This is a genomic window from Afipia sp. GW823-FHT06G09 (genome assembly GCF_058794875.1).
Genome location: NZ_JBXAHF010000005.1, coordinates 283800 through 297244, shown reverse-complemented (window position 1 = coordinate 297244; position 13445 = coordinate 283800). Strand labels below are relative to the sequence as shown.

10 protein-coding genes are annotated in these 13445 nt (G+C 55.7%); 4 read left to right on the top strand and 6 right to left on the bottom strand.

All coding sequences use genetic code 11. From position 1 onward, the window contains the following. Nucleotides 1-18: 18 nt before the first annotated feature. From AC1Q67_RS22320 to AC1Q67_RS22295, 6 genes are all read right to left on the bottom strand, one after another. A complete protein-coding gene (locus AC1Q67_RS22320; protein ID WP_492237269.1) occupies nt 19-798 on the bottom strand; it encodes a glycosyltransferase family 4 protein in 780 nt (259 codons plus the stop codon). 314 nt (nt 799-1112) lie between these two features. After that, nucleotides 1113-2549 (bottom strand): VpsF family polysaccharide biosynthesis protein, encoded by a 1437-nt coding sequence (locus AC1Q67_RS22315; protein ID WP_492237270.1) that lies wholly within the window; start codon nt 2547-2549, stop codon nt 1113-1115. Continuing rightward, nucleotides 2546-4858 carry a GumC family protein gene (locus tag AC1Q67_RS22310; RefSeq protein ID WP_492237271.1) on the bottom strand — a complete coding sequence of 771 codons (2313 nt, stop codon included), beginning with the start codon at nt 4856-4858 and terminating at the stop codon, nt 2546-2548. The genes AC1Q67_RS22315 and AC1Q67_RS22310 overlap by 4 nt, the downstream gene beginning before the upstream one ends. After that, complete coding sequence (locus tag AC1Q67_RS22305; protein WP_492237272.1) at nt 4839-6143, bottom strand: outer membrane beta-barrel protein; 1305 nt, start codon at nt 6141-6143, stop codon at nt 4839-4841. The genes AC1Q67_RS22310 and AC1Q67_RS22305 overlap by 20 nt, the downstream gene beginning before the upstream one ends. Nucleotides 6144-6591: 448 nt before the next feature. Next, a complete protein-coding gene (locus tag AC1Q67_RS22300) occupies nt 6592-7179 on the bottom strand; it encodes a polysaccharide biosynthesis/export family protein (RefSeq protein WP_492237273.1) in 588 nt (195 codons plus the stop codon). A 217-nt stretch (nt 7180-7396) separates the two neighbouring features. Beyond that, on the bottom strand, nt 7397-8137 hold the full coding sequence (locus tag AC1Q67_RS22295) for a metallophosphoesterase family protein (RefSeq protein ID WP_492237274.1): 741 nt from the start codon (nt 8135-8137) through the stop codon (nt 7397-7399). Nucleotides 8138-8988: 851 nt separating this feature from the next. On the opposite strand from AC1Q67_RS22295, the gene AC1Q67_RS22290 reads away from it, so the two are divergent. The 4 genes from AC1Q67_RS22290 to AC1Q67_RS22275 all read left to right on the top strand — a co-directional run bounded on the left by AC1Q67_RS22290 (nt 8989) and on the right by AC1Q67_RS22275 (nt 13395). Then, entirely contained in the window at nt 8989-9675 is a 687-nt protein-coding gene (locus AC1Q67_RS22290; RefSeq protein ID WP_492237275.1) for a sugar transferase, read from the top strand. 47 nt (nt 9676-9722) lie between these two features. Continuing rightward, nucleotides 9723-11156: a mannose-1-phosphate guanylyltransferase/mannose-6-phosphate isomerase gene (locus AC1Q67_RS22285; RefSeq protein WP_492237276.1), complete on the top strand. Its 1434-nt coding sequence runs from the start codon at nt 9723-9725 to the stop codon at nt 11154-11156. A 46-nt stretch (nt 11157-11202) separates the two neighbouring features. Further along, on the top strand, nt 11203-11994 hold the full coding sequence (locus tag AC1Q67_RS22280) for an FkbM family methyltransferase (RefSeq protein WP_492237277.1): 792 nt from the start codon (nt 11203-11205) through the stop codon (nt 11992-11994). Nucleotides 11995-12075: 81 nt separating this feature from the next. Beyond that, nucleotides 12076-13395 carry a UDP-glucose dehydrogenase family protein gene (locus AC1Q67_RS22275; protein ID WP_492237278.1) on the top strand — a complete coding sequence of 440 codons (1320 nt, stop codon included), beginning with the start codon at nt 12076-12078 and terminating at the stop codon, nt 13393-13395. Nucleotides 13396-13445 lie beyond the last annotated feature (50 nt).

Here is a 13445-nt window from a genome sequence, read left to right as displayed (position 1 = left end):
TTCCAGCCTCGTCGCGTTTCAAAGCGTGATGCCGCGATCTTTCTGATTATGCGGTTCAAGTTTCGTCGAAAGCCCAATTTGCCGATGGGCGAGTCGTGCGATCAGGTCGAGGACGGCGTCACGATCCGCTGAGGCCAAATCGTTCCAGCGATCAAGGTTTTTCGCTGCTTGTGCGGCATGCAATGCCCGCCATTCCGGAGCAGATGCCGCAGCGATAATTCTCTCGGCCGCTGAAGTCGGATTGACGGGATCAACAAATATGCCCGACTGATCCAAAACTTCATGGAAGATGGCAGCGTCGGGCGCTACGATCGGGAGACCTGCATACTGAGCCTCAAGCAGAGGTAACCCCAGGCCTTCTTCGTGAGAGGCGCAAATGAACATATCTGCGCTCTGTAGAATCCGGCGGACACGGTCGGCGGATTGATAGCCGTGCAGGATCACGCCGGGGCACTTTTCGAGTTCATCCCAGTCAGCGCCCCAGCCCTGACGCCCGACAATTTCCAGTGTCGCATCGGGAAATCCGCGTTCGCGCAGGGCAGCGAGGATTCTGGCAGCTGCGACGAAGTTCTTGCGCGGTTCTACAGTTCCGAGGGCCACGAGACGGAGCGCTGATGGCGTTCCCGCTCGTTCAGGGCGATTATCCTGACGGATGCTGAACACGTTCCGTACCGGCGGCCGGTATAGCGTGATTTCTGCATCGGTTCGGCAGCGAGTCGCGAGCTTGCGCTTGGTATCCGCCGAGTTGACGAGAAAGCGGGGATACGTTCGCACCGCAAGCCTGAACGGTTCGGCCATATACATTCTTGCGCGCCGATTAAGATCGTCTCGCCGGGACAGCAGAAAAATATCATGAATGTATGGAACGACTCTTGCCGCGAATGGCCATAGCAGCGGACTCGGCGGAAACCCGGGACAAAGCAGGATCGATGGAACGCTGAGCAGGCGCAGAGGTAATCCGAATGTCTGCGTCGCCACCATTCGCCCGGTGCCTTGCGCCAGCACCGGGGTTACATCGAGCGGAGCCAGTGCTTTGCGCGAGAATAGTTCAAGCGTGATGCGCTCGAGACCGGTGACGTGGCGTCCGACATGAGTGTGGTCGACATATATGGTCATGCGAATCTCGATGTTGCCGGAGTCCGGATAGATTTATTGGAAGTTCCGCACTGCGTCCTCGCGATCCGGACCGGGTATCGTGGCAACAGCAGCGTGATAAGGATGATAAACTGCGCGAACTGAATGTTCTTTGATGAAAAGCTTACCGAGCTTGCTGCGATCACCAGTATCAGAACCATGATCGCCCAAGCCGCCGGATCTGCTCGTTTGAGAATTTCCACAAAGAAGCAGACAAGTCCGACCGTCAGCAGTGTCGTATGAATGATGCCGAACTGAACAACGCATGAAATCCAGAAATTCTCGATTCCATAATTGAGACCAAGCTGTGCCTGAAGCGCGTTCACACGGACGGGATTCGGGCCTATGACGAGTTCGTACCAGTCGAAATGAGACAGCAGATCGAATGTCGCGAAGCGTGCCAGCGCGCTGCCCTTGTCGGATGAAAACCGCAACAGCATCTTGTCAAAGATTCCGAGATCGTAAGCAGCGAAGATTCCCGCACCCGCTACAAACAACAGGCAGATCGTCCCGATAACCGTCGGGAGTGAAACCCGCTTGCCGCGCAGGATCCGGAACGCCTCAGCTGCGCCGAGAAAACTCATCAAGAGCAAAACCGTGACAAGGGCAGTTCGTCCGCCAAATGCCATCAACGATCCGAGGCACAACGCGATAAGTGGAATCCGGATCATGGCCGCGGAGCAGAGGGCAGGGCGAAGAGTCATCGCAAGAATATAGGCGCCGACAATGCCGGAGGCAGTGAGGGGGTGTCCAAGAAAGGCCGAGGAACGCCACTCTCCGACGACCAGTACGTCGCCGAGCGTCAAAGGTATGAGGCGATGGCCGGAGAAATATTCATAGTATCCAGCGCAGACGTTCAGCAGGATTGTAAGGTGAACGGCCCACACCAATGGTTTCCGCTGTGGCGACTGAAGCCGCCAGATCACAAGGCAGAGCACGACCGGTAGCAGGAAGGTGTCTATGATTACTGTGAACGGTCTAGTTAGCACGAACATCTGGACAAGCAGGAACGACCAGCAAGCCAGATAGACAAGAATGAGTTTGGCTTCGGAGAACATACGATCGATCTCGCCAACCGGATCGCTGTTGCGTACCAATAGAAGACCGAATGCCAAAAACGATGCATATGTTGCAGGATGCAGCTTCTCATAAAAGCTGCCACCGGCGGTCAGATAATGAATCTTCCAGTTGGTCAGCATTGCCGACGACAATGTGAATGTTGCGACGACCGCCAGCAACATCAGGCCGATGATCATGCTATCGATAGCGCTGTTGGTAACTGCCGACTCCTGGTTATGCGGGCGCGGCGGCTGACGAAATCCTGTCGCGGCAGGATACCCGCGAAGACAGGGCGGCAATGGCTCGTTCACCGAAAAAGCGCGCGCGGATTTGTGCATCGGTCCGCGTGACCTCATTCTGCCGGCCTGGGCTTTAGTCCAGCGGTGCCATACGGCTTCAGATAGGCGGAACTTTTATAATAGTCATAAAATCGCAGACGACTGAGATCGACCCGCGTCAGCACAGTCCCAAGAATCCGCTCATGAACCGGAGAGAGAAGATTGATCGTATGGGAGATAACCTCCTGCGGTGTCTGATCCCAACCCATGGCAAGGATGATCCGATCGGAATGTTCGGCGAGGGCGCGGCCGTCAACCAATGGGACAAGGGGTGGAGAGTCGATGATAATCAACTCGTAGTGCTGACGTAGATGATCGAGAATGTCGACAATCCGCTCGGAAAACATCAGCTCGGTTATCAGTTCGACATCTTTCGCCGCGGGCGACGGCAGGATGGAAAGTCCGGAGCTTCGATCCAGCAAGATCGCGCGCTCTAGTGGGGTCTGCCCCATGGCGACTTCCATCAGTCCGGCGTCGGCATGAGGGGCAAGCGCGCGCGTCAACTGAGGGTTGCGGAGATCGCCGTCGATTAGAAGTGTTTTGATGCCGAGCGTAGCGAGCGAAAGGGCGAGGTTGGCGGCAAGCGTCGTCTTTCCCTCGTTGTCGAGCGAGGAGGTAACCAGTACTACCTTGAGCGGCTGGATCCGCATCGTGCGTTGAAGTGCCAGGCGGACTGCGCGGATGGCCTCCGCAAAAAAGGTGCCCGGCTCGTCAATGGCATACCGCATCAATGGCGGCTGCAACGGAGGCGGCAACAGCCTCACCGTTCTCGGATTATAGTGGGCAAGTTCATCACGCCCGCGTTTCGCCCGTGCGGCGAGTTCGCGCGTACCGATCAGCGGAACGGCCGCGAGCGCGGGCACGCCGGAAATCGCTTCCGCCTGTTCAAGTGTCTTCACGCGGCGGTCGAGATAATCGGCAAGAAATGCCAGGACACAGCCACCGCCGAGGCCGAGCATCACCGCAAGGCCAAGAATGAGCATGGTTTTAGGAGAGGACGGCCGGATGGGAACGCTGGCCCGTGTCACGACGCGGGAATCCGGCATCTCGAGACTTTCTTGTGCCGACGTTTCCTTGTACCGGGCCAGGTAAGATTCGTAGAGCGTCCGGTTGGCTTCCGCTTCTCGCTGAAGCTCATGCAGGCGTACCAAGGCTTGACCGGAGGAGGTCGATACCCCTTGAACCTGATCGAGGCTCTGCTGCAACGACGCCTCGCGAGAGCGGGCGACATCGTAGTCGTGCTGCGTGCTATCAAGAATGCGGCGGATTTCTTCGTTGATGAGGCGCTGGGTGTCCTTTAATTGGGCGCGGACGTTTGCGACCAGAGGGTGGCGAGGGCCATATTTACTCGCAAGATCGGCCTCGTTCTTGGCGATGTCTGCGTACTGAGTCCGCAGCTTGGTAATCATATCTGATGTGATGGCCGCGTTGATACCGCCGGGGTCGCTCCCGGACTTGGATAACTGCTGCACCTGGTCGTATTTTGCGCGCGCTTCGGCAGTTTGTGCGCGGGCTGCGATCAGTTTGTTGTTGAGATCAGTGATCTGCTGGTCGTTCACTGTGACGCCCTGAGATACCGACAGGTTGTTGCTGGCGCGGAAATCTTCCACGGCCTGTTCAGAGGCGACGACGCGTGACTTCAATCCCTCGATCTGACTATTGAGCCAGCTTGCGGCGATCTTCGTGGCTTCGTATTTGGCGCGGACCTGTTCCTCAAAGTAGCGCTCGGCGATGGCATTGGCTATTGCCGCTGCCTTGCGCGGCTCTATCGAACTGACATTTATGTCTACGAGAAAGGTAGTGCCCTGTCGCGTCACCTTCATGCGCCTTTGAAGAATTTCGACCGATCTTGCCTTTGCTGCGTCTTCCGGGCTCGCGCCCTCGGCTGGACCGCTGCTGCTGAACAGCCGCTTGATTGGATCAAGAATGCCAGGTGTCGGAGTAAATTCTGGATCCGCCGTAAGCTTGAGCCTTTCCACGACCCGCTGGAGGATCGCCACCGACTGGATCAGTAATGTCTGGCTCTCGATAGTGGCATCGTCCGTGCCGAAGTTAGACAGCACGGTTTGGCTGGTATCCACCACGTTGGCACGGCGCGGATCGACCAGAACGGTAGATGTTGCAGTATAGAGAGTATTGGCCACCATCAGGTAGATCAGCGCAAGAACTACCAGCGTCAGAGGAATTGCGGCAACCATCCTCCAGCGCCGGCGCAGGATACGCGTCATCTCACGTAGATCGACGGTTGGCTGTTGCCAGCGCCCCGATGATGTGCCCGCCGGCTCGTCCAAAGCCTGAAGATCGTAATCAGAACTGCGCTGTAACATTGATTCCTACCTGATGTTTATCGAAGCTGAAGGCGGGAACATCGCTGTTGCGCTCTGTATATCTGTGAAAGACGGAAATAGCGCTGTATCGATTCATCAAGTATTTGAGGCGCGCGTCTGAGGTGATGACCCTGTCCTTGCGTTGCTGTCCAAAAAAACTGTCGTTTTCGTAGCCGCCTGCCAATGAAGCAATCACGTTGCGGCGCAGTTCATAATCGATACCAAGCTGAATTGCGTTTGCCAGAACACCTGTCGAGCTGGTGTCCGACGTTTGCGTCACGATCTGTTCGGCCTTGAAATGAACATCGAGCAGGCGGCTCGGCCGCCACGTCAGCATGGCGCGATAGGAAGGACCTTCGATCGAACCAATTGAGGGATCGTCGAAGCGTTGCTGGACGTAACCCGCGCCGAATTCACCGGTGAGAAGATTGGTGAAGCCGATCGTAAGGCCGGAAAGGGCGCGATAACCTTGCGATTCGAGTGTCTGTGCAGATGTTCCGCGAATGTTGCGCTGATTGCCCTCGACACCAGCAAACCAGCCCAGAACGGGCGAAAACGCATAGTCGACGCGGCCGTGAAGCGAATAGATCTGACCGTCGCGACCGTCCTGATTGATGGTCGATCCATCCTGAGCGCGTGTTTTTCCGAAATCGTAGGAGTCGACGCGCATCCCGACCGATGTGGTCACGCGGTTGAACTCCTTCCGCAAGGTCAAATCGCCCGAAAAGAGGTCATAGGGCGTCGGCGATATGGCATTGATTGGCGAGCTCAGCGTTCCAACGCCCTCATTCAAATGAGCGATCTGAAAGTTGGCAAGGAGGGCAAGATCATGCGCAATATCGAGCCAGCCATTACCCTTCAGAGTCGCATTGGTCTGATTCAGGCTGGAGTTCTCATTATATGTTGTCGATTGCGCATCCAGCTTGAGATCGAGGCCGTGCTTCTCCCAGAGAGTATGGGCGCGCAGGGAGGGTTCAAAGACGGCCGCAATATCCGAGCGCTTTGTGGTGTTCGAGGAGAACACATTGCTGTCGTAGAGCCCGCCGGACATCAGCTTGGGATTGAACATCCATGAGCCAGCGCGAATTCCGACCGGTTCGTATCCAGGCTGCTGTCGCTTTCTCACAGGCATGTCCTCGGGCTGAATCTCATCGCGCGTCTCTGGATCGGTCAAATCGGGCAACGAAGACGGTTCGAAGACGCGCTGCGCATTCCAGGGTGCAGCGAGTTGTTCAGGAGCTGACGGTATCACCTGTGCATTCGAGGGCGACGCGAGACCAAGCATGAGTGCCGTCGCTGCCCACCGCACCACTTTCAAATGTGCAAATTTCGGTCCACGGCGACCGGGCCATATACCCTGTCGCTCGTGAGTCTCTGCTTCGTTCAACGCCCTCAACGCAACAACACACTTCATTCGCAGTCCCTTGCGGGCGGCATTCATCTCGGGCGTCGGTGATCAAGGTTCGATTATCTCTATTCGCCCACACAATCATCAAGTCGTCGCCTAGTAAGGCATCATAGTGGAAACGATTCATGCACTCGGTAGTGCCGCAAGATTTCACTCATGAGAGACGAACTTTCATTCGTTGCCATGTCAGATGTGCATCGCGAAAAGATTCGCACTTCAAAGAGACGACACTATGGCATCGCAACAGATGGGCCATCGATCGATGCTGCGTTCGACCGAGAGTTTCCAAAGTGGAGAGGTGAAAATATGAAGTAGAGATTCTTCGTCAGAAAAAACGTTCGGGAACCCGGATGTTGTCTCCGGGATAGATCAGAACGGGTGCGTCGAGCGCATAAATCTCTTCGCCGGCGCTGCCGGAGCGGCGCAGGTAGACCTTGTTCTCGTTGGCGCGATACGTAAATCCGCCTGCACTTGCAATGGCATCCAGCACGGTCATGCCAACGCGATATGGATATTCGCCGCTCTTCTTTACTTCGCCGAGGATATAGAAGGGTCGATAGAGAGCTATCTCAACGTTGACGCGAGGATCGCGAACAATCCCCTTTGATAAGGCTGATGCAATTGATTGCTCGAGCTGACGCGTCGTCAATCCAGCCGCTCTGACGCGACCGGCGAGTGGGATAGACACATAACCGCCGCTGTCTACTTCGTATTCACCGGCCACGTCGGGCTCGCCATAAACCTTCACCCGAACCCTGTCGGTCGGGCCAAGCACATACGTACCGGAAATTGAAGCCGTCGGAGGCCGCTTTTGCTGAGCGCGAGCTTCGGAGTTGAATTGGGGAACGACGCAACTGCTCGTTATGACAACAACAAGAAGAGCTTTCGCAAGGCGGACGAATGTTTGCGGCATGACTCAACCCCACTCAACGCATAAAGCCGCATACATCGATCAACAGGATCGATCCCACGAGCGGCTGGTGATGATAGTCGGTCAAACAAGGCAAAAGAATGTGATAATTTGTTCCAACATCTCTACGGACTATTCAAAAACGCCGCTCACAGATGCGGCGCATAAAATATCAGCCCGATGTCTCGCTCGAGCAATTCAATTAGGCAGATGCTGTGTCTTACAGTACGAGTATCGTGGAGCCTTCGATCGCGATACAGGTGAGAGTTCCCGTTCGCCACGCGCCGGTATCGATATTGATCCGGTTGGCGCGAATGTCGGGGTGATCCACGGGCGTATGACCGTGCACGACAAGCTTGCCATGATCTTGCGTTGAGTTCAGGAACTCGTCGCGTATCCAGAACAAATCTTCCGGATCCTGCTTTTCGATGGAGATGCCCGGCCGTATTCCTGCATGAACGAAGAGAAAATCACCAAATACGAAACTGTTGTGAAGACATTGCAGGAACAACTCGTGTGTGCGCGGGAAGGCGTCGAGCAATGACCGTCGAAGATCGGAGGGTGTCATGGTTCCCGAAGGCGTACGTGGAACAACACCATAGGATGCCAATGTGTGAAGGGCACCGATTTGCATCCAGTGGTGGATGGCTTCTGCATCATCGCGAAGAAATCTCTCGAGAATGGCTTCATGGTTGCCTCGAAGGCAGATCGCATGCTGTCGTACAAGTCGCACTGCAAGCTGATCCAGCACTCCCTTGGAGTCGGGGCCACGGTCGATGTAATCGCCGAGATAAACCTCAACTGCATAATTAATGGGCCGACGTCGCAGATCGTCATCGATGTGACCGATCACCTCAGCCAGCAAATCGGCGCGGCCGTGAATGTCGCCGATGGCATAAACCCGCGTATCCGCGGGGACCGCAGCTGGAATTGTTCGCGATTGATGGGGGGCGGATCGCATCGCTGGAGTCCGTCATGAAAAAGTTCCGCGGTCAATCGCGTCACAATTTCAGTTGTGCGTCCGGAATGAGCTTACGACAAAATCAGCCGAATGATCCAGATTATCAGAGCCCAGGCGGCGATGTTGGCGAGGATTAGCCAGTTCCTCAGTCGTCGGTTGGCGCCCTTGGGCGGCAACGACGAGATATTTGCATGCTCAGCGATCATGGATGGTTCCGCTGAATGCGCAGACGACTCATCTGAGCCATCGACGATCGTTGTCTTAATATTTTGTAGCCGGGCAACCATATGCGGGCTCGCTGGGAGCTGAAATTCTTGTGCTCAGTGAATTTACCAAGTGTCTTTTAGTTTTCGGTGAATGCAGCTGCTTAAAACTATCGCTGCGTCTGGCGTATCCTTCAGCGAATCAAATGTGCTCTCATCTGAGACGATAATCGACTCTATTTTCCAAAGTTGTCTACGCCGGTGATTGTGCATGGCTGCGTCAACCAACGCGCAGCGCAAGAAATCGGCATCTCGATCTAACCGCTTCGCAACGCGATAATTTTCCGCGCCGCAAAATTATAGCGAAAGTCTAGCGCGAGTCGTGCGCGCGAATTTTTCGTTTTGCCGCCCCATTTCGTACAAAACTTTAGGAAAACTTTAGCGATGGAAGGTTGGCGCCTTCGTCGTGCAGATATTTTTTCGCGATTGCGAAAGCTGGACTGCTGATGAGTGTGCCACGCGTCGAGTTCCATTCCTGCGGACGTCCAGTTGAGAGCAAGAGAAATGGCGGCGACAGTCACAACCCAATTTGTTCAGGATAACTCGTTAGCACGATGGAAAGGACCGCGGCTGATCTCGGTCCGGCCTGTGGAGTACGCAAGCAATAGCCCTTATCGTTCGCGCATCGCTTATCGTAGCCGTCATCCTGCCAGCGACATTCGCTCCGAGCCGGCATCCGCGCTGAGCAAGCGGATCTTCGACGCAACAGCGGCGAGTCTCGCCCTGCTGTTTTTTGCGCCATTGTTCATAGCTATCGCGATTGCAATCAAGGCGACGTCGCGTGGACCCGTGTTCTTTCAGCAGTACCGGTACGGCTATCGCAATCGCCTGTTTAAAATCTACAAGTTCCGATCAATGCATATCGATCTCGGCGATGTCGCAGGCGTTAGGCAAACGGTGCAGGGCGATTCCAGGGTCACCCGCGTTGGGAAAATCCTGCGAAGCACCAGTCTCGATGAGATTCCGCAACTGATCAATGTCATCAAGGGCGATATGTCCCTGGTCGGGCCGAGGCCTCATGTGCCGGGTATGCTCGCGGCTCATATGCCTTACGAGGATCTGGTCCCGTACTACTTTCAGCGTCATACGGCGCGTCCCGGGATCACCGGCCTTGCTCAGGTCAGCGGTTGCCGGGGGAGTACGGTCGAGCCAGATTTGGCGATCGCGCGGATCGATCACGACCTCGAGTACATTTCGAGGTGGTCGCTACGGATGGACATGACGATCATCGCGCAAACCGTCCGCAGGGAATTTCTCTCGGGAAGCGGCTTCTGAAACGAATTCCGTCATTTGCTTCTGTCGTATACATGGGGACAACGAAGATGACGCAGCAGGAACGCCCTATTATTCCCGTTCTCCTGTCAGGCGGCGCCGGTTCTAGATTGTGGCCGCTCTCCCGTGAGGCGTATCCCAAGCAGCTTCTCACTCTTCTCGGTGAACAGACGCTCCTCCAACAGACGGCGCTGCGTGTAAGCGATTCATCGATGTTCGGTCGGACAATGGTAATCGCAAATGCCGAGCACCGGTTCGCGATCGCGGAGCAATTGCGATCACTCGGCATTGCTGAACCGAACATGGTGCTCGAGCCATTCGGGCGGAATACAGCACCTGCCATTGCGGTCGCTGCGCTCATTGCCAGTGAATCTGATCCGGATGCAATCATCCTTGCCGTACCGGTGGATCACTGGATTCGAGATGCTACAGCATTCCGGGCGGCAGTGGCTGTTGGAGCAGCGGCGGCGAGAAAGGGAAAGTTCGTTCTCTTCGGATTGCGTCCAACGGCTCCGACGACGGGTTTTGGCTATATTCGCGCTTCGGATCAACTCGCCATCGCAGCCGGCGTTCACGGTGTCGCCAGCTTTGTTGAGAAGCCCGATCTCGTCACGGCAGAGCGCCTTCTTGCCGCTGGCGACCATCTTTGGAATAGTGGGATCTTTTTGCTGCCGGCCCGAGCCCTTATTGAGGAAATGGCGCGGTTGATTCCGGATGTGCTGGTCGCGTGCAGGGCGGCGTTGGGTGGTGCCATACGCGATCTGGATTTCCTGCGGCTTGATGAAAGTGCTTTCAGGACCTGTCCGTCGATATCGCTCGACTATGCCGTGATGGCGAAGACCGACCGGGCCGCGGTTGTTCCAGCAGACTTCGACTGGAGCGACGTTGGGAGCTGGTCGGCTCTATGGAAGATGGGTGACAAGGACAATTCAGGCAATGTCGCGATCGGTGATGTGGTTATGGAAGACGCGGCCGGATGTTATGTCCGTGGTGAAGGACCCCTTGTTGCTGCGCTCGGTGTCGAGGACCTCATCATCACTGCAACGCCCGATGTCGTTCTTGTTGCGTCCAAGAACCGCGACCAGGATGTGGCAAAGGTCGTCGCACGGCTGAAAGCTAACGGTCATCGTTCGGCGACCCAAACGCAATCTGTCCACCGCCCTTGGGGTTATTACCAGTCGATTCACGCTGGCGACCGGTTCCAGGTCAAGCGGATCACCGTCAATCCGGGCGCGAAGCTGTCACTACAGAAGCATTTCCATCGAGCCGAACATTGGGTGGTAGTCAATGGAACCGCTATCGTGACGCGTGACGACGAAGAGATCTTGTTGCGCGAAAACGAGTCGATATTCGTTCCGCTGGGTTGCATGCATCGTCTCGAAAATCCCGGCAAAGTGCCGCTCAATTTGATCGAGGTGCAGTCCGGTCCGTATCTTGGTGAAGACGACATCGTTCGCGTCGAGGACATCTACCACAGGGTTTGAAATCTAAATGCACCATCCAGGTGCTTGAAGATCAGAGGGGGCCGTGATGAATACGGTGAGACAAGCGAAAAATGCGCTCAAGGAGGCATTTCCGGCGCTTTGGCTGCGATGGCATTTCATCCACCGTCCAAAGTCGGCGGAGATCGAACTCTCCTTTTTGGACAAGGTTATCCCAAGCGATGCTATTACCGTCGATGTCGGCGCAAACTGCGGTTTGTATACCCGTGAACTCGCGCGACTTTCCTGGCGTGTCCATGCATTCGAGCCGTCGCATAAAATGGCCGACGTCCTTCGGCAGACCTCGGCACCAAATGTGATGGTGCATGAAATCGCGTTGTCCGATCACGAGGGTAAAGCGGATTTGTTGACTCCGCAGGGCGAGCAGGGCGCGGTGCATGGTCTTGCATCTATCGAGCCTCAGCTTGTGCTTTCCGCCAAATCTTGCGCGATCCAGAGCGTTCCAACCGCGCGTCTCGATGAAGTGATTCGAGAAGAGGTCGCTTTTGTAAAGATCGACGTAGAAGGTCATGAGTTAAGTGTTTTGCATGGAGCGGTCGGATTGCTTGAGCGCAGCCAGCCGGTCTTTCTTGTCGAGGCCGAAAACCGGCATCGGGCGTCGGCGACGGAATCCGTGTTCGAGTTCTTTCATGAAAGAGAGTACAGCGGCTTCTTTGTGGAGGACGGAGACATCGTTCCGGTAGAGCAGTTCGACGCAGGCATCTTTCAGGACGAGAGTTCGTTGCTGCCTGACGGCGGTCGCAAACGCGGCCGCGCCTACGTCAACAACTTCTTCTTCTTCCCATCTGGGAAGGATGGATGGGCGGTTCTATCCAGCTAAACGTTCTCCCACCTTCGTCTGTAGTTCAAGCAACATGCGCTGAAGGCGCCACAATACCGGTTTGGCCGGACAGGATGATCGATGCGTATTGCCATGGTTGGAGCGGGGTATGTCGGCTTAGTTTCGGGAGCATGTTTCGCGGATTTCGGACATCATGTGGTTTGCATCGATAATGATGCAAAGAAAGTGACGGCTCTTGGCCGCGGTGAAATCCCGATTCATGAACCTGGCCTCGCCGAGCTTGTGGCAAGCAACGTCAAGCAGCGCCGTCTGGCCTTCGCTCAAGACATGGCACCGGCAATTGATGGAGCTGACGTCGTTTTCATCGCTGTCGGGACGCCGTCGCGCCGCGGCGACGGTCATGCCGATCTTTCTTACGTCTACGCTGCAGCACGTGAGATTGCTGATGCTCTTTCCGGATTCACGGTGATCGTAACGAAATCGACCGTACCTGTCGGCACAGGCGACGAGGTTGAGCGTATCATCCGGGAACAAAGGCCCGACGCCAAGTTTGCGGTCGTATCGAATCCCGAGTTTCTTCGCGAAGGGGCGGCAATCCGCGACTTCAAACATCCTGATCGCATTGTCATCGGTACCGACGATTCCCAGGCGCGGGACGTCATGGCCGAGGTGTACCGGCCATTGTATCTGAATGCTGCGCCAATGGTTTATACGGACCGCCGCACGGCGGAGCTGACAAAATACGCGGCGAATTCTTTCCTCGCGACCAAGATCGCCTTCATTAACGAGATAGCCGATCTTGCTGAAAAGATTGGTGCGGATGTGCAGGAAGTTGCCCGTGGGATTGGTCTCGATAACCGCATAGGCGCAAAATTCCTTCATGCGGGTCCGGGTTATGGAGGGTCCTGTTTTCCAAAAGACACTCTGGCGTTGATTAAAACGGGACAGGACAACGAGGCGCCGCTACGTATTATCGAGACTGTCGTAGCGGTCAACGATCAGCGCAAGCGCGCAATGGCTCGTAAGGTTGCAAATGCCTTCGGTGGAAACCTGCGCGGAAAATCCGTCGCTGTACTGGGCATGACATTCAAACCGAATACCGACGATATGCGCGATGCGCCTTCCATTCCGCTAATCACCGCGCTCCAGGACATGGGAGCAATTGTGAATGCATTCGACCCGGTGGGGATGGAGCAGGCGAAGAAGGTTCTTGAAGGCGTAATTTTCTGCGACGACGCGTATACATGCGCGAAGGGCGCTCACGCGCTGGTTATCGTTACCGAGTGGGAGCAGTTTCGCGCGCTCGATCTGAAAGAGATGGCGGCGATCATGGCTACTCCCGTCATTGTAGACCTCCGAAATATTTATTCGCCGGACGAGGTCTCACGAAATGGTTTCCTCTATTGCGGGGTCGGGCGGCCGCAGCCGGTGGCATACTGAGTCTTATCGTGCGGAAAGCGGCCTGAGATGCTGTATGCAGTGCAGCATCG

Excerpts from the sequence above, each read along its gene's own strand:
- AC1Q67_RS22320 (WP_492237269.1), bottom strand. The coding sequence starts at position 798 with ATGGCCGAACCGTTCAGGCTTGCGGTGCGAACGTATCCCCGCTTTCTC.
- AC1Q67_RS22285 (WP_492237276.1), top strand. The coding sequence starts at position 9,723 with ATGACGCAGCAGGAACGCCCTATTATTCCCGTTCTCCTGTCAGGCGGC.
- AC1Q67_RS22310 (WP_492237271.1), bottom strand. The coding sequence starts at position 4,858 with ATGTTACAGCGCAGTTCTGATTACGATCTTCAGGCTTTGGACGAGCCG.
- AC1Q67_RS22315 (WP_492237270.1), bottom strand. The coding sequence starts at position 2,549 with ATGAGGTCACGCGGACCGATGCACAAATCCGCGCGCGCTTTTTCGGTG.
- AC1Q67_RS22300 (WP_492237273.1), bottom strand. The coding sequence starts at position 7,179 with ATGCCGCAAACATTCGTCCGCCTTGCGAAAGCTCTTCTTGTTGTTGTC.
- AC1Q67_RS22295 (WP_492237274.1), bottom strand. The coding sequence starts at position 8,137 with ATGCGATCCGCCCCCCATCAATCGCGAACAATTCCAGCTGCGGTCCCC.
- AC1Q67_RS22305 (WP_492237272.1), bottom strand. The coding sequence starts at position 6,143 with ATGCTTGGTCTCGCGTCGCCCTCGAATGCACAGGTGATACCGTCAGCT.
- AC1Q67_RS22280 (WP_492237277.1), top strand. The coding sequence starts at position 11,203 with ATGAATACGGTGAGACAAGCGAAAAATGCGCTCAAGGAGGCATTTCCG.
- AC1Q67_RS22275 (WP_492237278.1), top strand. The coding sequence starts at position 12,076 with ATGCGTATTGCCATGGTTGGAGCGGGGTATGTCGGCTTAGTTTCGGGA.